This is a genomic window from Vibrio sp. HENC-03 (genome assembly GCF_000305755.2).
Classification (GTDB): domain Bacteria; phylum Pseudomonadota; class Gammaproteobacteria; order Enterobacterales; family Vibrionaceae; genus Vibrio; species Vibrio owensii.
Genome location: NZ_JH976127.1, coordinates 114,213 through 137,374, shown reverse-complemented (window position 1 = coordinate 137,374; position 23,162 = coordinate 114,213). Strand labels below are relative to the sequence as shown.

The following is a 23,162-nucleotide window of genomic DNA, read 5'->3' as shown; positions in this document are numbered from 1 at the left end:
CAAAGGCTGCTCAGTGAGCAGCCTTTTTCATTTCTTTTCAATAGCTTTCGATTCGAATCAGTGAATCGACCCTTCGGTTTCCAAGTGGAATGAAGGCAAGCGCCATTTGAATCGTACTGCTGCCATTCGCAGCATGTAACCAGTAATCAGAGTCACAATCGTCGCCGTTACGTCTGGTACGTTGAACTCAAGTAGCGCTAGGTACAAACCTGATGCGATAAGTGCGACAGAGGCGTAAAGCTCTTCATGCAACACAAGCGGTGTTTGACGACAAATCAAATCACGTAGCAAACCACCAAATACGCCGGTTACTAGTGCAGACACCATACAAATACCAGGGTGTAAGCCCATACCAATCGCGACTTTGGTGCCGATGATGCTAAATACGATCAAGCCCAGTGCATCCAAACGGATAAATAGCCCTTTGAATTTAATCACCCATTTCGCTAAGCCTGTCGTCAGAACGCCAGCTACACAAGTGATTGCCAAAAATTCTGGATTCTTTACCCAACCTAATGGGTAGTGACCTAGCAAAATGTCGCGTACCGTACCGCCGCCAATTGCCGTTGCACTGGCTACCAACATAACACCAAACCAATCCATTTTTCTTCGACCGGCACTCAATGCACCAGTCATGGCTTCAGCCGTGATACCAATGATGTACAACACACTTAGCAGCATAAGGGGACACTCAAATAAAAGGGCTCTGTCATGATCCTTGAGATTAAGGAAAACAGCAGCAAAACTTACCAACAAGATTTAAACCTTGGGGAGAGGCTTAAACCCAAAAAGAATCTCGCTTCAAGTGGCGTTGAAGTCGCCATCGTTAAGCGTAAAAATAAGGCGTGAGTGTAGTGGTAAATGTGATCTGTGACGAATGAGAAATTGTATGGAGAAAGCGACTTTCAGATTAACTCAGCTAATAACCAAACATGTTGTGTGGCTTTACCTGTGTAAGAAAAACAGCGACAATGCGCACCGCATATCAATTTGACGTACAGAATCGATGATGAACCACGAATATCAAGACCTTATCGCTATTTTCAATGACACATTTCTTGGGCCTTTTAACACTGAGTTAGAGCTAGGCGGCGATGAGCCAATTTACTTGCCAGCAGATGAAGAACACCCGCATCATCGGATTATTTTTGCTCGTGGCTTTTACGCGTCAGCGCTGCACGAGATTGCCCATTGGTGCGTAGCAGGACCAGAGCGTCGTTTGTTGGAAGATTTTGGTTACTGGTACGAACCAGATGGTCGTACAGCAGAGGTTCAAGCTGAGTTCGAAAAAGTTGAAATTCGCCCTCAAGCTTACGAGTGGATTCTAGCGAAAAGTGCTGACTTCCCTTTTAACGTCAGTTGTGACAATCTACACGGCGATTTTGAACCAGATCGACTTGGTTTTATGCACAAAGTGCACAATGAAGTAATGGGCATTCTAGAAAACGGTCTTCCGCCTCGCGTGAAAATGCTATCGGATGCATTACGTGCCTTTTACCAAACCAAGCCGTTGGAACCATCTGACTTTATCGTTAAATAACCTCAGAGAAACGCCATGATTATTGAATTTGAAGAAAAACTACTAGAACTGATTGATGCTCGCATTGAAACAGCATCGGATGATGAACTGTTTGCTGGTGGTTATTTACGTGGTCACATTTCTCTGTCTGCTGCAGCGTGTGAAGAAGAAGGCATTAACGATGTGACTGAGCTTAAATCTCGCATCGAAAACAGTCTTGAAGAAGCACGTTCAGAACTAACGCCAGCCGATCGCGTGATCGTGAGTGATCTATGGCAAGAGCTTCAAGCGCAAGCTTAAGTCTCATTCAGTTATATATGCTTCGATTGGCAGCGCTAAGCTTCTGGTTGAAGCAAAAAGAGTTGAAATAAACTCCTTCGAAATTTTCGAATCTCTCCTTAAAATTTTTGTGGTTGTAGCACACTCGTTCACCTTTTACTCTTGTTAGTACAAAACGTGAACAAAGGACTACAACCATGAAAATTATCGCATTTGGCGCTTCTACTAGCTCTACCTCTATCAATAAAACTCTTGCGACTTACGCTGCTAACCTTGTCGAAGGTGCAGAAGTTCAAGTATTAGATCTCAATAGCTACGATGTTCCTTTGTTCAGTGAAGACAAAGAGAAAGAAATCGGTCAGGCGGAAGGCGCAAAAGCGTTTCTTGCTGACATCGCAACCGCGGACGCTTTGGTGATTTCTTTTGCTGAGCACAACGGCTCTTACCCAGCGGCGTATAAGAATCTATTCGATTGGGCGACACGTATTGATCGCAATGTATTCCAAAATAAACCCGCGGTGTACTTAGCGACTTCACCTGGCCCTGGTGGCGCACAAACGGTACTCGCTGCGGCAACAGGCTCTGCGCCTTACTTTGGTGCTGAAGTGAAAGCATCGCAATCTATTCCAAGCTTCTACGATAACTTTGATTTGGAAGCGGGTGAGTTCCGTAATGCGGAAATTGTAGAGCAGGTGAAAGCGGCCGTGGCGGCGTTGAACTAAACACTTGTAACCCCCTCTAATTCCCCTTAGAAAGGGGGAGAATTAATGCGGAGCTAAGAACTGGTTCCTCACTTTTTAAGACGAGGCTAGGGGTGGTTGTTTGTTCTCAGAGCTACCCCCTCTAACTCCCCCTTGGAAAGGGGGAGGACTAATGCGGGGTTAAGAACTTGTTCCTCCCCTTTTTAAGGGGAGGCTAGGAGGGGTTCTTTACACACTCGAAAACGTTACAACTCAGTAATCGCCTTACCTTTACGTAGCTTTCTTACCCACATACGGCTTGGGTGCAGTTCAGTCAGCACATCAACAGGCAGTGGTAACGGGTCGCCACAGATTTGTGATGCCAACACCTCGGCCATTAGAGGCGCAGAGCTTAAACCACGAGAGCCTAAACCAAGGAAACAGAATAGGTTAGGGAACTGGTGAATCGCTTCAACGTCTTGTTCTTGTTGATTTTGCAGATCTGCATATTGCGTTTTGATGGTTTCAAAGTCGCCTACGTTACCGACAAATGGCAGGTGGTCACGGCTAACACAGCGAATACCTTGGCGTGATAAGTTACCAGAGGTATCCACTTCTTTTGTCCAAGTTTGGTTCGGCAAACACTTCACCAACTTCTCGGCGTTGTCTTTTTGTGCTTCTTCGTCAAACTCGTAGTCTAGGTGACTGCGGTCGTAACTTGCACCGATGCATAAATGCTGATTATTCGGGTTAACAGGTGTCATGTAACCGTCGTAACACAATACTGTTTTCAGCTTGGACAGCGTTTCAGTTGCAGGGGCATGGCTAACTTGACCTTTTACCTGACCCATTGGTAGGTCGGCAGTTTGGCTGAGTGTTTGGAACTCACTGCCATTAGCAACCACGACAGTTGAATGCTCAAAGCTTTGGCCGTTAGCCTTCAATATCCAAACCTTGCGCGCTTCATCCCAATCTAGCGACTCGACTTGATGCTCGAACTTCGCTTCGAAAAGCTCGGTGTTTTCTAGTTGAGCAATCAAACCACGAGTCAGTTCAGCAGGGCATAACCAACCGCCAAGAGGGTAATGAACTGATGCCATATCAATCGGCAAGCCAATTTTTTCAGCCGTCTCTTCAGCAGATAGCTTGTGAATCAACTCTGGGGTGAAATTGCCTGTGAGCATTTTCTCTAACTTGTCTGCGGATTTGTCATCCCACATCAGCTGAGTAATACCACACCAGTCGTGATCAAATTGAATATCTTGCGCTGCTTGGTCAACAAACTGACGGGCAAACAAAAAGCCCGGAGCGAATACACGAGAAACGCCTTTGTGTGGACCATTTAGTAATGGGTACACTGCGCCTTGGCGGTTGCCTGATGCGCCTTCTGCAGGTTGAGCGTCTTTGCAATAAAGCGTGACATTTTGACCGCGGCGAACCAGCGTTTTAGCCAAAGCCGCGCTAGCGATGCCGCCACCAATAATCGCAATGGAATCATGATTGGTCGATGCAGTGCGGTTGAACCAAGGTAGGTGATTTGAGTGCGCTTCACGTTGCTCCATCGAACCTGCGATCATTTCACGCTTGGTGCCGAAGCCTTTGACTTTCTTCATTACAAAGCCCGCTTCGTTTAAGCCGCGACGCACAAAACCCGCTGCCGTAAAGGTTGCTACTGTACAATCCTGTTTCGCCAATTTTGCCATGCCGTTGAATAGGTTTTGGTTCCACATCTCTGGGTTTTTACTTGGAGCAAACCCATCTAAGAACCAAGCATCAATCAAGCCTTGCTCAGCATAAGGAACAAGCGGCATACAGTCTTTGATATCGCCAAACCAAAGGTCAAGCGTGATAGCGCCGTCTTCTAAAACAATGCGATGACACTCAGGCACTGCGGCTGGATAGTGCTGTTGCAGTTTTTCGGCAAACTCTGCCAATTCTGGCCATGATTGATGCGCTTTTTCTAAATCAGCTTTGCTTAGTGGGTACTTCTCAAAGCTAACGAAATGCAATTCTTTTAGCGTTGCCTCTGGATATTCGCGACGAAATTCGGTAAACCATTGCCACACGGCTAAGAAATTCAACCCTGTGCCAAATCCGGTTTCACCAATAACAAAACGTCTTTGGTCAAATTCCTGCCATCTTTCTGGTAGATGATTTTGTTTGAGGAACACGTAACGCGTCTCTTCGAGACCGTTTACGTTGGAGAAATAAACATCATCAAATTGGTCAGAAACCGGTGTACCAGCTTCGTTCCAACCAAGTTCTGCGTTTTTAATCGAAGTCATAATGGTGCAAATATGTGATTTGGCGCGGTTAGAATTCGGCGATTGTACGAATTTCTGGGAAAGCTGACCACTTTTGTTGACTATCTTAGTTATTATCTAGCGGATTTTTGAATTATAGGAATGTCATAATGAAACGAGTCGTAATCACCGGTATGGGTATTGTTTCAAGTATCGGTAACAACGTCGAAGAAGTTCTAGCGTCTCTTAAAGCGGGCAAATCTGGCATCACTGCGTCTGAGCAGTTTAAAGAAAACGGTCTGCGTTCGCAGGTGTGGGGTGATCTGAAAATCAACCCTGCAGAGTTTATTGACCGTAAGCAGATGCGCTTTATGGGTGATGCGGCTGCTTATGCATACCTATCAATGCAGCAGGCAATTGAAGACGCTGGTCTATCTGAAGAACAAGTTTCAAACGATCGTACAGGTATCGTTGCTGGTTCTGGTGGTGCTTCTGCATTAAACCAAACAGTAGCAACTGACACGATGCGTGCGAAAGGCGTAAAACGCGTAGGCCCTTACATGGTGCCACGTACTATGTCTTCAACAGTATCTGCGTGTCTTGCAACACCATTTAAGATTCGTGGTGTGAACTACTCAATGAGCTCAGCTTGTGCAACGTCTGCACACTGTATCGGTCACGCGATGGAGCTTATTCAACTTGGTAAACAAGACATCGTATTTGCAGGTGGTGGTGAAGAGCTAGATTGGTCTCAAACTATGATGTTTGATGCAATGGGCGCACTATCTACTAAGTACAACGAAACGCCAGAAAAAGCATCTCGTACTTACGATGCAGATCGTGACGGTTTCGTTATCTCTGGTGGTGGCGGCATGCTAGTTATCGAAGAACTAGAGCACGCTCTAGCTCGTGGCGCGAAGATCTACGGCGAAATCGTAGGTTACGGCGCGACTTCTGATGGCTACGACATGGTAGCACCATCAGGTGAAGGCGCAGTTCGTTGTATGAAGATGGCAATGCAAGATGTTGACGCTATCGACTACATCAACACACACGGTACTTCTACTCCTGTAGGTGACGTGAAAGAGCTAGGCGCTATCCAAGAGCTATTCGGCGACAACAGCCCTGCGATTTCTGCAACAAAAGCAATGACAGGTCACGCACTAGGTGCAGCTGGCGTTCACGAAGCGATTTACTCAACGCTAATGCTAGATAACAACTTCATTGCGCCAAGTGTGAACATCTCTAACTTGGATGAAGCAGCACAAGGTCTAGACATCGTAACGGAAGCTCGCGACGCTGAGCTAACGACTGTTATGTCAAACAGCTTTGGTTTTGGTGGTACAAACGCAACATTGGTAATCAAAAAGTACCAAGCGTAAGCGACCCAAAGCTAACTGAATTTGTTGGTCGGAATATCACTGTGATCTCCCATATGGCGTAAACGGACCAACAAACCAGTTTCCAGAGCTTGATCAGTCAAACTGATCGAACAGACGCAGACTTTATCCCAAGGAGAGCGGGATAGGATCCTTTTGTTCTGGAACTTTGCCCGGCTAATTTAGCCGGGCTTTTTCTTTTCTGAAACCTGTTTTTGCTCACTCTAATTGTTGAGATTTTTCAAGAAAAGGGCACAATCGCTTTAGCTTCGCATCTTGCGAATATACGAACTCATACAAATGGATGTTAAACGCTGGCGCTATGAAAATTATTGTTGATGAAAATATGCCGTACGCTGAAGAGCTATTCAGCCAACTCGGTGAAGTGATTCTAAAACCCGGTCGTACACTGACAGCCGATGATTTAGTGGATGTAGATGCGCTAATGATTCGCTCAGTTACCAAAGTAAACTCAGAACTGATCAGCAAAGCAAACAAGCTGAAGTTCGTTGGTACGGCGACGGCGGGCATGGATCATGTTGACCAAGCGCTTTTAAAAGAGAAGGGCATTTTCTTCACCGCAGCACCAGGATGTAACAAAGTTGGTGTTGCTGAGTATGCGTTCAGCGTCATGATGGTGCTAGCACAACAGCAAGGTTTCTCTGTTTTCGATAAAACCGTTGGTATCATCGGTGCGGGTCAAGTGGGGAGTTACCTTGAGAAATGTTTGAAAGGCATGGGTATCAACGTGCTCATCAATGACCCATTCAAACAAGAAGAGGGCGATTCTCGCAGTTTCACTCCGTTAGCAGAATTGATCGAACGTTCTGACATCATCACGTTGCACACACCTATCACTAAAGATGGCCCACACCCAACCCATCATTTGATTGATGAGAAGGTGTTAAATGGTCTTCGTAGCGATCAAATTCTTATTAATGCGGCGCGCGGTCCAGTTGTGGACAACCAAGCGCTGAAGCAGCGTTTGCTGAAAAACGACGGCTTTACAGCGGCACTCGACGTATTTGAATTTGAACCAGAGGTTGATATGGAGCTTCTGCCTCTGCTAGCATTCGCAACCCCTCACGTTGCAGGCTATGGTCTGGAAGGGAAAGCTCGCGGTACGACGATGATTTTCAACAGCTACTGTGAGTTCTTAAATAACGAATTACGTGCGCATGCCAGCGATTTACTGCCAACCGCGCCTGTTCCTACTATGGTATTGGACAGAGCATGGGATGAAGCAACGCTGCACAACATCACGCAGTTAATCTATGATGTGCGTAAAGATGACGCTCTTTTCCGCCGCGAAATCAGTAAGCCAGGCTCTTTTGACCTGATGCGTAAAAACTACTGGGATCGCCGCGAGTACAGCGCTGTCACGCTAGTGGGTAACCAAACATGCAATCTTGCACCATTAGCAGAACTAGGTTTTCAGGTTGAGGTAAGTCAATGAGCCAGCAATACAATGTTGCCGTATTAGGTGCGACCGGTGCGGTCGGTGAAACAATTTTGGAAGTGCTTCAAGAGCGCAAATTCCCGGTAGGTGAAATCTTCCTACTTGCGAGTGAGCGTAGTGAAGGCAAGACTTACCGTTTCAATGGTAAAACAATTCGCGTACAAAACGTGGAAGAGTTTGATTGGTCACAAGCGCACATCGCTCTGTTCTCTGCTGGTGGTGAACTGTCAGCAAAATGGGCTCCAATCGCAGCAGATGAAGGCGTGATTGTTATCGACAACACATCACACTTCCGTTACGAGTACGATATTCCTCTTGTTGTGCCTGAAGTAAACCCAGAAGCGATTGCAGAGTTCCGTAACCGCAACATCATTGCGAACCCGAACTGTTCAACCATTCAAATGCTGGTGGCACTAAAGCCTATTCACGATGCAGTGGGTATTGAGCGTATTAACGTATCAACGTACCAATCGGTTTCTGGTGCAGGTAAGGCGGGTATTGATGAGCTCGCAGGTCAAACAGCGAAGTTGCTAAACGGTCTGCCAGCAGACAAGAAGCAATTCTCTCAACAGATCGCATTTAACTGTATTCCACAAATCGATCAGATGATGGAAAACGGCTACACCAAAGAAGAAATGAAAATGGTGTGGGAAACGCAAAAGATCTTTAACGACCCATCAATCACTGTAAACCCAACTTGTGTGCGCGTGCCAGTATTCTACGGCCACGCAGAAGCACTTCACGTTGAAACGCGTTCACCAATCGATGCACAAGAAGTCGTTAACTTGCTTGAGCAAACTGACGGTATCGAAGTATTCCACGGCGAAGACTTCCCAACACAAGTTCGCGATGCGGGCGGTAAAGACCACGTAATGGTAGGTCGAATCCGTAACGATATCAGCCATCACAGCGGCGTAAACCTATGGGTTGTTGCAGATAACGTTCGTAAAGGCGCAGCAACTAACGCGGTTCAAATCGCAGAAGTTCTGATCCGCGACTACTACTAAGTCGACCTCGCTAAGAACCTTTAAGCCTCGCACTATGCGAGGCTTTTTTGTTCGAACGGCGTAAAATTGTGTGAGATTAGTACGAATATGGTGAGAGCCACACATTTTTTACCCTCAATGCTATAGTTTTGCGTGCTTTATCCGATATATTTAACCGATCACCATTTCAAATTGTTACTAGCACCTAACTGAGCCTTCTATGCGTCAAAATTATAAGCGTTTGTTAGCAGCCCTTGTGCTGATGAGCGCGACTCAGACATCATCAGTGGTTCAAGCCGAAGGTATTCGTCTTGTAGGCCCCTCTGGTGAAGTGCAAGCATCTCCGAGCTACGCTGAGGAGATTGAACGAGCGTTACCTGCTCCACCTGAAAATGACCAACCGTCGCGTTTCTTCGGTCCGACTGGTCAAAACGAGACTCTCTGGTCGATTGCTTCTGAATTACGACCTTCTCGAAATGTTTCCGTACAACAAACGCTACTCGCCATTTATCGCATAAACCCTCAAGCGTTTGATAAGCAAAATATCCACGAGCTTATTCCAGGAAGTCGCCTACGTGTGCCTTCTCTAGAGCAAGTGCAAAGTGCGACAACGGCACAAGCGATTGCGATCATGAAAGCGCATGAAGCTCGTCTTACTCAGCCAAAACCAACGCCTGCTCAGCCAGCAAAACCGAAAGTTGAGCCGCCGAAGCCTGTGGTTGAAGCGCCAAAGCCAGAGCCTAAAGCTGAGTCAGTTAAGCCTGAAACGCCGAAACCCGAGCCAATTAAAGCGGTAGAACCAACCACTCCAGTACCCGCAGTGAGCACATCACCTGAGGGTGAAAAGCAAGTCAGTGCATTAAAAGACAAGCTGCAAGGTTCGCAAAGTGAGTTGGAATCTTTAGAAGAGAAGAACCATCGCCTGCGTTTGATGCTTTCTGAAGTACAGAGTGAAGTCGAAACGCTAAAAACCTCGCTCAACGATGAAGAACGCATTCGCTCAGAAGTAGAGAAACTGCTGGCAGAGGAACGCCAACGTGTCGCTGAACAACAACGCATGCAACCAAGCACCATGGACAAAATTTTGTCGAATGGTTGGCTTGTTGGTCTTGCGGCATTAATTCCGGGTGCTTTGATTGCGTTGCTAGTCGTTATGCTACTTGGTCGACGCTCTAAAGCGAAAGAGGAAGAAGCGGCTGCACAAGAACAGCAAAACCTTGATCCTCTTGCGGCGCCAATCGGTTTAGCGGCTGCTGACGAATTAGATGAAGAGCTAAGCCTAGATGATGACCTGTTCGGTGATGACGACGAAACAGAAAACCTATTCGAGCAAGAAGAACAACAGCCTGAAGAAGAGGATGTTTTCGGTAACCTCGATGACGATGACCTCGACTTCAATCTAGAAGGCGACGATGGCGAAGACCCATTCGCGGGTATTGGCGATGATGGCGAGCTGGATGTCGGCTTTGATGAGTTTGATTCTTCTAGCAATGGCATCAAAGTTAATGGCGAAGAAAAAGCGCTAGGTCTTGAAGAGATGGAGCGCGCGCTCGATGAAGTGACGCCAGAGCTTGAAGTGCTCGATGACGATGATGATGCAGGCTTCGATCTTTCTGACGAAGACAGCTCTGATGCAATGTCTGATGACGCCTTTGCTGAATTACTCGCGGCTGATGACCCCGCGGAAGAGTTACAAAGTAATGCGCTTGATCAAGCAATGCTCGATGATCTGTTTGCTGACCTTGATGGTGACGATCTCAACTTAGACGTTGAAGATGATAATCCAACGGTATCAGAAACAGCATTCTCTGCGGGTGAAGCGACAGATGACGACATCGACAAGTTGCTTGCACAGTATGAACAGCCAACGCCAAAAGACACTGATGATGATTTGTTTGATGAGCTAGAAACGTTATCTGGTTTATCTGAAAGCGATTCAAGTGAAGAAGAAGCATCTGCGTTACTTGATGAGTTGATCGGTGAAGACGATGGCGAACCGCTTAACGAACTTGATCCGCTTGAAGAGTTGGAAGACATCGCAGGTTTAAGTGAAGAGCCTACCATCGATGAAGACAGCACAGATTTACTTGATGAGCTCATTGGTTTTGATGATGAAGACTCCTCCGATGATGACTTTGACCCGCTTGATGAGCTAGAAAAGCTGTCGGGCTTCGATGGTGACGATTCTCTAGAAGACATTGATGAAAACAGTGTTGACCTGCTGGACGAACTGCTTAGCGACGAGAGCGTAGAAGAAGAGCAGGACGAAACAAGCAGTGAAATCGATCCATTTGATGAACTGATTCGTGAAGATGACGAGTTAGAGCAAGCAGAAAACAAGCTGAGTGACGACGATCTCCTTGCTTCGTTAGGCTTTGATGATCTAGAGCCAGAAGCTGAAGAGAGTGCTCAACAACCTCAGCCAATGACAGATGTTGAGCCTGCTGCCGATCTGGAAGAGGAAAAAGCAGCGCTTGGTCTCGATTCTGGTTTGGATATTGATGCTCTGCTGAGTGAGAACCAACCTGAAGTTGATAACCAAACTCAGGCAGAACTTCCAAGTGAGCCGATTGAACAAGAGCAACCAGAATCAATTGATGATTTTGATAGCCAAGATTTCTTAGGCGACCTTGAGGAGGTTTCCCCAGAGCATGATCCGTTAATGACGGAGCTTGATGAGCTATTCGAAAGTAACAACGAAGCGTTGCTACCAAGTGAGCAAGAGCCTTCAGACTTTGCAGCAGAACTTGATGCTTTAATTGGTGAAGAGCCAGTAGCAAGTGAGAATACGGAGCAGCAATCAGAAGCTCCGGCTGAACCATTGGTTGAAGATAACGAACTAGCAGAAAATACAGTTGAAGAGCATTCAGCTGAACTTCCTGAAGCGTTAGATCCTCAAGCAGAAAGCCTAACGGAAGCGTCTCAGCCACAAGAAGAAACGATGGCAGAACCGGAAACTGAACCGGCTCCAGCGTTCACGCCAACACCAAATACGGTTGAAAACGAATTTGGAATTCCTCAAGAGGAAGATTGGCTGGTTGATGAGATAGCACCTGAAAACAAAATTGAACAAGAACCCGTAGCAGCAAGCTCGATTGAATCGGCTATTGATGAAGAAGAGTTCAACTTCGATGAGTTAGAGCTTCCAGAGTTCAACGAAGAAGATGCATTGGCTTCAATGGCTGAAGAGCCTGCGCTAGCGGAATCTGAAATCGCTGAACCTCAAGCATCAGTTGCAGAAGCAGAAGAAGAGTTCAACTTCGATGAGTTAGAGCTTCCAGAGTTTAACGAAGAAGATGCATTAGCTTCGATGGCCGAAGAGCCTGCGTTAGCGGAATCTGAAATCGCTGAGTCTGAAACGCCAGTCGCGGAAGCAGAAGAAGAGTTCAACTTCGATGAGTTAGAACTTCCGGAGTTCAACGAAGAAGACGCATTGGCTTCAATGGCCGAAGAGCCTGCGCTAGCGGAATCTGAAATCGCTGAGTCTGAAGCACCAGTTGCGGAAGCGGAAGAAGAGTTCAACTTTGACGAGTTGGAGCTTCCGGAGTTCAACGAAGAAGACGCAATAGCTTCGATGGCCGAAGAGTCTGCGCTAGCGGAATCTGAAATCGCTGAGCCTGAAGCACCAGTTGCGGAAGCAGAAGAAGAGTTTAACTTCGATGAGTTAGAGCTTCCGGAGTTCAACGAAGAAGACGCATTAGCTTCAATGGCCGATGAGCCTGCGCTAGCGGAATCTGAAATCGCTGAGTCTGAAGCACCAGTTGCGCAAGCAGAAGAAGAGTTCAACTTCGATGAGTTAGAGCTTCCAGAGTTCAACGAAGAAGACGCATTGGCTTCGATGGCCGATGAGCCTGCGCTAGCGGAATCTGAAATCGCTGAGCCTGAAGCGCCAGTTGCGAAAGCAGAAGAAGAGTTCAACTTCGATGACTTTGAATTACCAGAGTTCAATGAAGAAGATGCTTTGGCATCAGTGACAGAAGAGGCAGCAAGTTCTGACTCTGACACTGTTGAACCTGAGGTTGTTAAAGAGCACTCAGAAGTCTCTCAAGCTGTACAACAAGCAGAGAATGACCATGACGCTCTGTTTGAAGTCTTCGCGCAACCAGACGCTTTCAGTGCCGATTTAGAGCCTGAGCCGAGCAATGACCTAGAGTCGGAATTAAATGACTTTGAAGAGTCTGCGATGGCGAACTTGTTGTCTGAAAATGCTGAATCTGAAGTATTTGATGGCAAGTTAGACAGCGACACCATTGCAAGTGCAGGTATGGACTTTGAAACCATGCTGGATGTTGGTGACGATTGGGATGGCTTTAAGCTGTCGCCAGAAAACACCTCATCAACGGCAGAGGTTCCAGAAGACCAGCGTGAAGTGTGGAGTTCATCAGAAGCACTTGCACAGCCTGAGATCGCACAAGAGAACTGGGGTGAGCAAGACGACCTAACCGATTTTGATCCGAAGAAAAATCAATTCATGACCATTGATGAGTTGATGGCTCAGGTAGACAAAGACGGTGGTGAGTTTGAAGAGCAAGAGCTCAAACTCGATGTGGGTTTGAATGAGTTCCCAGATGTGATTGGCGATATTGGTGATGTTGACGTAGATACCAATGCTGAAGCAGCTGGCAAGCTAGACCTAGCAAAGATCTACCTTGAAATGAACGACCCTCAAGGCGCGATTAAACTGTTAGAGGAAGCGATTGTCTACGGTGAGGACGATATTCGCCGAGAGGCTAAAACTCTCATCGACACGATTAACGGTCGATAAGTAAAAAGGGGTAGCAAACGCTGCCCTTTTTTGTATCTGGAAGGACTTACGTATATACTTCCCGCCCCATTTTAGAGTTCGAAGGTTAAAATGAGAATCGCATTAGGTATCGAATACAACGGTACAAACTACTTTGGTTGGCAACGCCAAAGAGACGTGAAAAGTGTCCAAGAAGAGCTAGAGAAAGCATTATCTGTGGTCGCGAACCATCCTGTCGAAGTACAGTGTGCAGGTCGTACCGATGCTGGCGTACATGGCACTGGTCAGGTCGTTCACTTTGACACCAACGTGAGTCGTAAAATGGTGGCTTGGACCATGGGCGCAAACGCGAACATGCCAAGTGATATCGCTGTCCGCTGGGCAGTGGAAGTGAACGATGATTTCCATGCTCGATTCTCAGCAACCGCACGTCGTTACCGCTACATCATCTTCAACCACGCATTGCGTCCTGGTATTTTAAATTCTGGCGTTAGCCACTATCACGGTGAGCTAGACGAGAAGAAAATGCATGAAGCAGGTCAGTACCTGTTAGGTGAGAACGACTTTAGTTCATTCCGCGCTGCGCATTGCCAGTCGTTGAGCCCATTCCGCAACTTGATGCACCTTAATGTGACCCGCCATGGTGATTACATCGTGATTGACATTAAAGCGAATGCTTTTGTCCACCATATGGTGCGTAACATTACTGGCAGTCTGATCAAGGTAGGTCGTGGCGAAGAAAAACCAGAATGGATCAAGTGGCTACTTGAAGCAAAAGACCGCAAATTAGCAGGTGCAACGGCGAAAGCTGAAGGTCTGTATTTAGTGGATGTGGACTACCCAGAAGAGTTTGGATTGCCACAAGTTCCGATCGGTCCGCTGTTTTTGCCAGATAATTTGAACTAAATTTGCGATTTTGTTTCAAAATATCGGTACTTTAGACTGGATACGTGCAGAAACTGTGCGTTATTAATGATATCAAAAATAGGTACAACCAGTTTTTTATCTACAGTCGCGGCAAGATATGTTTTAATCCATCCGCAATATTCCCGAATTTATATCTTTCGCAATGAAGCGGAAGAGTTGAGAGAAAAGGTCTTCCATGAGTTGGCTTGAAAAGATTTTAGAGAAAAGCAACCTAGTAAGTTCACGTAAAGCCTCTATTCCTGAAGGCGTGTGGACCAAATGTACTTCTTGTGAGCAGGTTCTGTACCATGCTGAGCTTGAGCGCAACCTAGAAGTTTGTCCTAAGTGTAATCACCACATGCGCATGAAAGCGCGTCGTCGTCTAGAAACTTTCCTAGATGAAGGTGAACGCGTAGAGCTTGGCACTGAGCTTGAGCCACAAGATAAACTGAAGTTTAAAGATTCTAAACGCTACAAAGAGCGTATCTCTGCAGCGCAAAAGAGCAGCGGCGAGAAAGATGCACTGATCGTAATGCAAGGTGAATTGCTGGGCATGCCACTAGTGGCGTGTGCGTTCGAATTCTCTTTCATGGGCGGTTCAATGGGTTCTGTTGTTGGTGCACGCTTTGTTAAAGCGGTAGAAGCAGCAATTGAAAACAACTGTGCGCTTGTTTGTTTCTCTGCAAGTGGCGGTGCGCGTATGCAAGAGGCACTGATGTCTCTAATGCAAATGGCGAAAACCAGTGCAGCACTTGAACGTCTTTCTGACAAAGGCCTACCATTCATCTCTGTACTGACTGACCCAACAATGGGTGGTGTATCAGCGAGTTTGGCAATGCTAGGTGACATTAACATTGGTGAACCTAAAGCACTTATCGGCTTTGCAGGTCGCCGTGTAATCGAACAGACAGTACGTGAAGATCTTCCTGAAGGCTTCCAACGTAGTGAGTTCCTTCTTGAGCACGGCGCGATTGACATGATCGTTGACCGTCGTGAAATGCGTCAGCGCGTGGGTGGTCTAGTGGCTAAGCTAACTAACCACAAGTCTCCTATGGTGGTTTCGGTTAACGAATCTCCAAATGAAGAACCATATTCTGTACCAGAAGCGGACGAAAAAGGGTAAAGTATCAGCTAACATAAAAACCAAAGAAATTAATGGTTAAAGTTAGATGACCCAAAACTCTATTCCTCAAGCCACATCCTCTCTAACGATGTGGCTTGATTATTTAACAAATCTCCACACTTCAGCTATCGACCTTGGCTTAGACCGTGTTCAAGCGGTAGCGCAAAAAGCCAACCTCACCAAACCTGCTCCTACTGTGATTACTGTTGCCGGCACCAATGGCAAGGGATCGACGTGTGCATTGATGGAAGCGATTCTGTTAGATGCAGGCTACTCAGTGGGTGTATACAGCTCTCCACACCTAATTCGTTACAACGAACGTGTGCGCATCAATGGCGTGGATGCAGAGGACAGCAAACACTGTGAAGCGTTTGATTACGTTGAGCAGCAACGCGGCGATATTAGTCTAAGCTTGTTTGAATTCGGTACGTTAGCCGCACTTCGTATTTTCCAAGTTGAGAAAGTCGATGTGGTTCTGCTAGAAGTTGGCCTCGGCGGGCGTTTAGATGCAACAAATGTTGTAGATCATGATGTCTCTGTTATTACCAGCTTGGCTATCGATCATGTGGATTGGCTTGGTGATGACATCAATGTAATTGGCTTTGAGAAAGCGGGCATCTACCGTGCTGGCAAACCTGCGATTTGTGGCCAACCAACGCCGCCAGCAACCGTTGCTGCGCACGCTGATGACATTCAAGCTGAGTTCTTCCAAGTTGGCATCCAGTTCGATTACCAATTGACTGAGAAAGGTTGGAAGTGGACCAGTGGCGCATTTGCATTAGAAGACCTACCAGTTCCATCGCTACCGCTACCTAATGCGGCAACAGCTTTAATGGCACTTGGCGCTTCAGAATTGCAAATCACTGACATTAATATCGTTAATGGCTTGAATAATGCTCGTCTAGCTGGCCGAATGCAGGTTCTGCAAACGGGTCCAGAAATCGTTCTTGATGTCGCGCACAACCCTCACTCAGCTGAATACTTAGTTGAGAAGGTGAAACGCCAATACGCGGATAAGAATATCCACGTAGTGGTCGCTATGCTGCACGATAAAGACATCAAGGCAACAATCGAAGCATTAACTCCAATTGCAACACAATGGTACCCAGCATCGCTAACTGGCCCACGCGCGGCGACAGCAGATGAACTGTGCCAATACTTACCTCAAGGTCAAGTTCAGTTCCAAACCCCAGTCGAAGCGTTTGAGAGTGCGCAGAAACACGCCGTTCAAGCCGATGTTATTTTGGTGGTTGGTTCCTTCCATACAGTGGGCGAAGTGTTGGAGCATTGGCAATCAAATAATGAGTAATCAAAGGTAATTTGATGGCAAGTAAATTCCAAAGTCGTTTAGTCGGCACCATCATTCTAGTCGCGGTGGGGGTCATCGTACTTCCAGACGTGCTAGATGGTAAGAAACTGCACTACAAAGAGGAGTTTGCCAGTATTCCTATCAAACCTGAACTTGATAGCGATGTGGAGAACTTCGAAATACTAGAGCCTGTAGAAGATGATGTCTCTTTGCCTGAATCTCCGGTTACGGCAACGGTAGATGAATCTGAAGAGCCTCAAGTTGCCGTTTCGGAGCCAGAACCAGAGCCAGTTACCCAACCAGAAGAAACGAAACAACCTGAACAGGTGGAAGTTGCGGTTCGTCCAGTTGAAGAAAAAAATCAATATGAAGATTCTGCTTGGATCATTCAGTTGATGGCACTGAAAAACCATGAGAATGCTGTTGCATTAGTAGAGGATTTACAGAAGCGTGGTTACCAAGCTCATGTAAAAAAAGAGACTGCTTTTACTCGAGTGATTGTTGGTCCTGATGTATCAAAAAGTAAACTTGAACGACAGGTCAAGGAATTACAAAAAATTACAGGCTCAAAAGGTCAATTGCTTAAATTTAAGCCATTAAATCCATAAGAAAACGTTTGCGTCAGCATTTTTTCTGTTAAAATGCGCGCCAACTTAAGATGAAGAAAACATGAATTGGTTAGATTTTGTCATTTTAGGTGTGATCGGATTTTCAGCTCTGATCAGTTTAGTTCGCGGTTTTGCTAAAGAAGCTTTGTCTTTGGTGATTTGGTTTGGAGCATTTTTTATCTCCAGCAACTACTACGCCAAATTGGCGGTGTACTTCACCAACATCGAAGATGAAATGTTTCGAAACGGAGCCGCAATTGCGGCGTTATTCGTCGCAACCTTAGTGGTTGGTGCAGTGGTGAATTACGTCATTGGTCAACTGGTACAAAAAACAGGGCTATCAGGTACCGATCGAATTCTCGGTATGGTATTTGGTGGCTTACGTGGAGTGCTGATTGTTTCTGCGGTGCTGTTTTTTATGGATGCGTTTACTGCATTCCCAAGCTCGGATTGGTGGAAAGAGTCACAGTTGGTCCCTGAGTTCAAACTTGTGATTGAGCCATTCTTCGAGCACTTACAAGCAACATCAAGTTTTCTGTCTGGCACTATCTAGTAGTGCCAGCTACTGTCGCAAATCGAGGATTAGGACATGTGTGGTATTGTTGGAATCGTGGGCACAACGCCTGTAAACCAGTCTATTTATGACGCGTTAACGGTGTTACAGCATCGTGGCCAAGATGCCGCTGGTATTTGTACCATAGAAAGCAATCGTTTCCGTCTACGTAAGGCGAACGGTTTAGTGAAGGATGTGTTCGAAGCAAGACACATGCAACGCTTACAAGGTGAGGTTGGTATCGGTCATGTTCGTTACCCAACCGCTGGCAGTTCAAGTGCCTCTGAAGCTCAACCTTTCTACGTAAACTCTCCTTTCGGTATTACACTTGCCCACAATGGTAACCTGACTAACGCTCATGAAGTTCGTCAGAAGCTGTTTGAAAAAGATCGCCGCCATATCAACACCACTTCAGACTCAGAAGTACTTCTAAACGTACTTGCACATGAGATCGATACGGTAAAAGGTAACGTAACGGCAGATGACGTTTTCCGCGCTGTAACAAATGTACACCGTACCATCCGTGGCGCTTATGCTGTCGCAGCGATGATCATCGGTCATGGCATGATTGCTTTCCGTGACCCACACGGTATTCGCCCTTTATGTTTAGGTAAGCGTGAAGTCGAAGGCAGAACAGAGTACATGGTGGCTTCAGAATCTGTAGCACTGGATGCGGTTGGTTTTGACTTTGTTCGTGATGTCGCACCAGGTGAAGCGATTTACGCAACGTTTGAAGGCGAGTTGTTTACCAAGCAATGTGGTGACAATCCAAAGCTGAACCCATGTATCTTTGAATTCGTCTACTTCGCTCGTCCTGACTCATTCATTGATAAGATCTCGGTTTACAGCGCTCGTGTTGAAATGGGTAAAAAGCTGGGTGACCGTATCCGCGAAGATTACGCAGATCTTGATATCGACGTGGTTATCCCAATTCCTGAAACATCGTGTGATATTGCGCTTCAAATTGCACAAGCGATTGATAAACCATACCGCCAAGGTTTCGTGAAAAACCGTTACGTCGGCCGTACCTTCATCATGCCGGGTCAACAGCAACGTAAGAAATCAGTTCGTCGTAAGCTAAATGCTATTCGTTCTGAGTTCAAAGATAAGAACGTATTGCTTGTCGATGATTCTATTGTTCGTGGTACCACTTCAGAGCAGATCATTGAGATGGCTCGTGATTCCGGTGCGAACAAAGTGTTTATGGTTTCAGCGGCTCCTGAAGTGCGCTTCCCGAACGTTTACGGTATCGATATGCCAAGCGCAACAGAGCTGATTGCACATGGCCGTGATAACGAAACCATCTGTAAGCAAATTGGTGCAGATGCACTGATTTATCAGCGTTTGGATGACTTAGTTGAAGCGGTTGGTCTTGGCAATCAAGACATCACGCAATTCGATACCTCTGTATTTAACGGTGAATACGTGACAGGTGATATCGATCAGCAATATCTAGATTTCCTTGATGGCTTGCGCAACGACGATGCGAAAACGCAACGCGAGATTCAGCAAGATTTAGCAAACCTAGAACTGCACAACGAAGGTGCTTAAATCGCGCTACTAAAGACATAAAAAAACCAGAGCTTCGGCTCTGGTTTTTTGTATCTGTGGCCAACATTAATGAATGTTGTAGGCGATCACGAAGTCGATGAATAGACGAACTTTCTCTGGTAAGTGATCTTTGTGGTTGTAAAGCATGTAGATGTCACGCGGGTTTGCGCTCCAATCTGGCAATATGCGCACGAGATCGCCACTTTCGATGTACTCTTTGATCATCACATCAGGCATCAATGTAATGCCAAGACCTTCCGAACAAGAGCTACGAACCACGTTCAGTGCGTTTGCTTGAAAACGACCACGCTCTACGTTCACCACAGACTCGCCCTTGCTGTTAATCAGCGTCCACTTGATAAGTGGTGAACCTTTTAGCAAAGAGTGGTTAGAAAGCTCTTCAGCGTGATTTGGCGCAGGGTTTGCACTCAAGTAATCAGGACTCGCGACCAGAATGTCTTTCACTTCACCGATTTTACGAGCAATCAGGCTGGAATCACGTTGTGGGCCAACACGGAAGATCACGTCCCACTCTGTAGGATCAAGTTGGTCGGCGTTGCTTTCCGTTGTCAGTTCGATGTTGATATCTGGGTACTGTTTCATGAACGAATTGAACATCGGCATCATCATGCGCTTCGTCAAGTTGTACGGCGCAGAGATCTTGATCTTGCCCGATGCACCACGGCAATCATCCGTAATTTCCTCTGCTGTCGAGGTTAGACGTTGCAGCAAAGGTGAGCATTCATGGTAAAAACGTTCTCCGGCTTCAGTCAGAGAAAGCTTACGCGCATGACGGTTCAGCAATCGAAGATTGACAGAGTCTTCAAGCGCTTGAATGCGTCGGGTGATGGTTGCCACCGGAATCATGGTTTTTCGCGAAGTTGCGGTATAGCTCCCATTTTCGACAACCAATCGAAATAGGTTTAGATCATCTAATTTCATATTTCCAGACACATTAAACTACCGTTTATGGCTAATTTATAATTAACTTTGTGATCAAAGTTTGCTTTAAGTCAACATGTTGCGTCATTTGAACACAGCAGGAGGCTCTTAGTAAATACTGATAAACAATGGAATATTTGTATAAACGTCAATTTCAGGCTACGGTTTATAACAAGGTGAAAGGGCCTGACGTCTTGCTGCACAACGTTTCGTAAGATGTGAATACAACAACAATAATAACTTAGAATTTGTTTTTTGACTGAGCTTTGTGAGGTGTAAAGGTATGTTTAAGACTCACAGTCAAACGGCAATGGTCTCGGCGCAGGAAGTGGTCAATCGCAAGCTCATCATGTTGGTGGACGATGACCCTATATTTCGTAGAGTAACTAGTGCCTATTTGGAAAGTCAGGGTTTCAAGGTAGTAGAAGCTGAAAATGGCCTAGAGGCGCTTCAACAACTGAGGGAGTGCCAGCCTGATCTTGTCTTATGTGACTTATCAATGCCCGTCTTAGACGGAATCGAATTTGTAGAAGAGGTAAGCCTAGAGTATCCATCTATGCCACTGATCGTGGTATCGGGCACCGACGAAATGTCTGATGTAGCGAAAGCGCTGCGTTTTGGCATTAAAGACTTCTTACCAAAACCAATTGGAAACTATGAACATTTGTCTCAAGCGATTGATAACACGCTTGAAGAAGCCGACTGCCATTATTCTGACCATAGGGATTTCTCCAGCCAGTGGTTTAGAGTTGATGACGGCGGAGAAATGCCTGATGAGCAAGAGCTCCATTGGCACTTAGAGTATTTACAGCAAAATCCGAATGCCGCACGTGATTTGCTCCATGCACTGCTCCCAGAGAAAGATGCATCGCAAGGCGACTGGAAATGCTCTTACCGATTATTGCAATCTACGGATGTTATGCCGTTGGTGTTTGATTATCGGTGGTTGATGAACGGCCAGTTTGCGTTTTACCTCGTCGATTCAGCATCACTGGAAGAGAGTGGGGTAGCGACAACCTTACTCGTGCGCGCTCTGTTTGATGACTACTTACGCAACCTGAAAAGCTTTAGTGCCGACCTGAAAGACATGGTGGAGATTATTGAGAAGGGCATTCAATGCTCGGATTGCGCTGGAGCAGTAAATGCCGTGTTTGGTGTTGCGGATTTAGCGTCATCGACGGTTTCAATTTTACCAGCGGGTCTTGATAGCCAATGGTCTGATGGTCATACGAATCAACATATAGCGGCGGGGAACCGCCTTGGTGATGGTAGTATGAAGAACTTCATCACTCGTGAGCTCCCGATTACGACGAGTGGTCAACTATCTATTGGCTGTTTAGGAACATCAAGCTTTAGCTTAAACATCGTTCGTTTGAACCGCTTAATGTAAACATAAATCAACTAAATGAAAGCAGCATATCGATGCTGCTTTTTTTGTTTTTTCATTCCGTTTCTCCCTTGTTGCTTCCCTTTATAACCTTACTTTTTGTTGGTGTTTAGCGTTTGATGTTTAAGGTATAGTCAGCGCTTAAAACAATAATGACCCATTTATGCAACGATATTTTAACGATGCATGGTTGGGAGAAGCAAAGTCAACAAGTGAGAAGAAGCATCATGGCAGACAAAGATTTTAAAGAGCCTTATAATATTTTTTACTTTCTAGGTTTCATTGCAGTCCTTTTGATCCCAACTCTACCTGCAACGCTAACCTGGCTTCGCGTAATGAACGGTTACGCAGGTTTTTAATCGAGCGATTGTTTACTGGAGTCCACCATTCGTATTAAGCGTTACTTTTTCAATATTGTTGGTGGACTCTGCATGATACTTGGCATCGCCGGTATCGTTCTTCCTTTATTACCCACCACTCCCTTTATCCTATTGGCAAGCGCATGTTTTATGCGTGGAAGCCCTGCGTTTCATCGTTGGTTACACGAACACAAAACGTTTGGTCCAATGCTGGATAATTGGCATAAGCACAGAGCCGTTACCCGTAAAGTAAAACAACGTGGTGCGATATTTATTGTGCTGAGCTTTACCGTATCCATTCTTGTCGCCCCGCTCATTTGGGTAAAAATTGCGCTTTTAGTGATGCTAATCGTTTTACTGAGTTGGTTTATGCGTCTACCTGTGACTGAGTTGGTTGCTGACCGAGAAGAAAATCACTAAGATTGTAGAGAATAGTGTGCCCGCTCTTCGAGTGGGCGTTTGTATTTTCAGCGCCTGTGACTTTTTAAGAAAATGAGCTCATAGGGATGAAAACCTATTGTTTGTTGCCCTCATATATACTGCGATAAGAACAGAGGGCGATGAGCCAATCTAAGTAAATCGGTATTATGACTACAGAAACAATTTCACTGATCAAATCTAGCATCAAAAGCATCCAAGACTACCCAAAGCCAGGCATTCTTTTCCGCGACGTGACTAGCCTTCTTGAAGACGCAAAAGCGTACCAAGCAACGATTAACCTTTTGGTTGAGCGTTACAAAGATATGGGCTTCACGAAAGTTGTCGGTACAGAAGCGCGTGGTTTCCTTTTTGGCGCACCTCTAGCACTAGAACTGGGTGTAGGTTTTGTTCCTGTGCGTAAGCCAGGCAAACTTCCTCGTCCAACAGTCGCTCAATCTTACGAGCTTGAGTACGGCGTTGATACGCTAGAAATTCATACTGATGCAATCGTAGAAGGCGATAAAGTATTGGTTGTTGATGATCTACTAGCAACTGGCGGCACAATTGAAGCAACAACAAAACTGATCCGCCAACTAGGTGGTGAATTAGAGCACGCTGCATTCGTTATCAACCTACCAGAAATCGGTGGTGATAAGCGCCTAGAAGGTCTAGGTCTGAACGTATACAGCATTTGCGAGTTTGAAGGACACTAATA

General features: G+C 46.0%; 20 protein-coding genes. 17 read left to right on the top strand and 3 right to left on the bottom strand.

Translation table 11 applies throughout. The annotated features are described in order from the left end of the window. Positions 1-57: 57 nt before the first annotated feature. The gene (locus tag VCHENC03_RS05305; protein ID WP_009707348.1) at positions 58-681 is read right to left on the bottom strand and encodes a trimeric intracellular cation channel family protein; all 624 of its coding nucleotides are present in this window, start codon (positions 679-681) and stop codon (positions 58-60) included. Between the two features lie 328 nt (positions 682-1,009). Between VCHENC03_RS05305 and VCHENC03_RS05310 the strand changes: the two genes are divergently transcribed. The 3 genes from VCHENC03_RS05310 (at position 1,010) to VCHENC03_RS05320 (ending at position 2,520) form a co-directional block, all read left to right on the top strand. Continuing rightward, the gene (locus tag VCHENC03_RS05310; protein WP_009707346.1) at positions 1,010-1,540 is read left to right on the top strand and encodes an elongation factor P hydroxylase; all 531 of its coding nucleotides are present in this window, start codon (positions 1,010-1,012) and stop codon (positions 1,538-1,540) included. A 15-nt stretch (positions 1,541-1,555) separates the two neighbouring features. Then, positions 1,556-1,819, top strand: a complete 264-nt coding sequence (locus VCHENC03_RS05315) for a YfcL family protein (RefSeq protein ID WP_005433127.1) — start codon at positions 1,556-1,558, stop codon at positions 1,817-1,819. 176 nt (positions 1,820-1,995) lie between these two features. Next, complete coding sequence (locus tag VCHENC03_RS05320; RefSeq protein WP_009707345.1) at positions 1,996-2,520, top strand: NADPH-dependent FMN reductase; 525 nt, start codon at positions 1,996-1,998, stop codon at positions 2,518-2,520. Between the two features lie 224 nt (positions 2,521-2,744). Here the strand turns inward: VCHENC03_RS05320 and mnmC are convergent, their stop codons facing one another. Continuing rightward, the gene (gene mnmC / locus VCHENC03_RS05325) at positions 2,745-4,763 is read right to left on the bottom strand and encodes a bifunctional tRNA (5-methylaminomethyl-2-thiouridine)(34)-methyltransferase MnmD/FAD-dependent 5-carboxymethylaminomethyl-2-thiouridine(34) oxidoreductase MnmC (protein WP_009707344.1); all 2,019 of its coding nucleotides are present in this window, start codon (positions 4,761-4,763) and stop codon (positions 2,745-2,747) included. 128 nt (positions 4,764-4,891) lie between these two features. Between mnmC and fabB the strand changes: the two genes are divergently transcribed. From fabB to purF, 10 genes are all read left to right on the top strand, one after another. Beyond that, on the top strand, positions 4,892-6,103 hold the full coding sequence (gene fabB, locus VCHENC03_RS05330) for a beta-ketoacyl-ACP synthase I (protein WP_005433116.1): 1,212 nt from the start codon (positions 4,892-4,894) through the stop codon (positions 6,101-6,103). A 319-nt stretch (positions 6,104-6,422) separates the two neighbouring features. Next, positions 6,423-7,556 (top strand): 4-phosphoerythronate dehydrogenase, encoded by a 1,134-nt coding sequence (locus VCHENC03_RS05335; protein WP_009707343.1) that lies wholly within the window; start codon positions 6,423-6,425, stop codon positions 7,554-7,556. Continuing rightward, complete coding sequence (locus VCHENC03_RS05340) at positions 7,553-8,566, top strand: aspartate-semialdehyde dehydrogenase (protein WP_005433088.1); 1,014 nt, start codon at positions 7,553-7,555, stop codon at positions 8,564-8,566. Before VCHENC03_RS05335 ends, VCHENC03_RS05340 begins: the two co-directional genes overlap by 4 nt. A gap of 199 nt (positions 8,567-8,765) precedes the next feature. Next, complete coding sequence (locus tag VCHENC03_RS05345) at positions 8,766-13,310, top strand: FimV/HubP family polar landmark protein (RefSeq protein WP_009707342.1); 4,545 nt, start codon at positions 8,766-8,768, stop codon at positions 13,308-13,310. A gap of 90 nt (positions 13,311-13,400) precedes the next feature. Further along, positions 13,401-14,195, top strand: a complete 795-nt coding sequence (gene truA, locus VCHENC03_RS05350; protein ID WP_005439796.1) for a tRNA pseudouridine(38-40) synthase TruA — start codon at positions 13,401-13,403, stop codon at positions 14,193-14,195. A gap of 196 nt (positions 14,196-14,391) precedes the next feature. Further along, positions 14,392-15,318, top strand: a complete 927-nt coding sequence (gene accD / locus VCHENC03_RS05355) for an acetyl-CoA carboxylase, carboxyltransferase subunit beta (protein ID WP_005439795.1) — start codon at positions 14,392-14,394, stop codon at positions 15,316-15,318. A 46-nt stretch (positions 15,319-15,364) separates the two neighbouring features. Next, positions 15,365-16,627 carry a bifunctional tetrahydrofolate synthase/dihydrofolate synthase gene (folC, locus tag VCHENC03_RS05360; RefSeq protein ID WP_009707341.1) on the top strand — a complete coding sequence of 421 codons (1,263 nt, stop codon included), beginning with the start codon at positions 15,365-15,367 and terminating at the stop codon, positions 16,625-16,627. Positions 16,628-16,641: 14 nt separating this feature from the next. Further along, on the top strand, positions 16,642-17,235 hold the full coding sequence (locus VCHENC03_RS05365; protein ID WP_009707340.1) for an SPOR domain-containing protein: 594 nt from the start codon (positions 16,642-16,644) through the stop codon (positions 17,233-17,235). Between the two features lie 61 nt (positions 17,236-17,296). Then, complete coding sequence (locus VCHENC03_RS05370; RefSeq protein ID WP_009707339.1) at positions 17,297-17,788, top strand: CvpA family protein; 492 nt, start codon at positions 17,297-17,299, stop codon at positions 17,786-17,788. A gap of 36 nt (positions 17,789-17,824) precedes the next feature. Beyond that, positions 17,825-19,339 (top strand): amidophosphoribosyltransferase, encoded by a 1,515-nt coding sequence (purF, locus tag VCHENC03_RS05375; protein ID WP_009707338.1) that lies wholly within the window; start codon positions 17,825-17,827, stop codon positions 19,337-19,339. A gap of 66 nt (positions 19,340-19,405) precedes the next feature. On the opposite strand, the gene VCHENC03_RS05380 is transcribed toward purF, so the two are convergent. Further along, positions 19,406-20,281 carry a LysR family transcriptional regulator gene (locus tag VCHENC03_RS05380; RefSeq protein ID WP_005439791.1) on the bottom strand — a complete coding sequence of 292 codons (876 nt, stop codon included), beginning with the start codon at positions 20,279-20,281 and terminating at the stop codon, positions 19,406-19,408. A gap of 283 nt (positions 20,282-20,564) precedes the next feature. Between VCHENC03_RS05380 and VCHENC03_RS05385 the strand changes: the two genes are divergently transcribed. From VCHENC03_RS05385 to apt, 4 genes are all read left to right on the top strand, one after another. Next, positions 20,565-21,671 (top strand): response regulator, encoded by a 1,107-nt coding sequence (locus tag VCHENC03_RS05385; protein ID WP_009707337.1) that lies wholly within the window; start codon positions 20,565-20,567, stop codon positions 21,669-21,671. Positions 21,672-21,895: 224 nt separating this feature from the next. Beyond that, positions 21,896-22,027, top strand: a complete 132-nt coding sequence (locus VCHENC03_RS28140; RefSeq protein WP_005380608.1) for a hypothetical protein — start codon at positions 21,896-21,898, stop codon at positions 22,025-22,027. Positions 22,028-22,042: 15 nt separating this feature from the next. Further along, positions 22,043-22,447: a YbaN family protein gene (locus tag VCHENC03_RS0126175; protein WP_157621218.1), complete on the top strand. Its 405-nt coding sequence runs from the start codon at positions 22,043-22,045 to the stop codon at positions 22,445-22,447. 167 nt (positions 22,448-22,614) lie between these two features. Then, a complete protein-coding gene (apt, locus tag VCHENC03_RS05390) occupies positions 22,615-23,160 on the top strand; it encodes an adenine phosphoribosyltransferase (RefSeq protein WP_005452085.1) in 546 nt (181 codons plus the stop codon). The last annotated feature ends 2 nt before the right edge of the window (positions 23,161-23,162 follow it).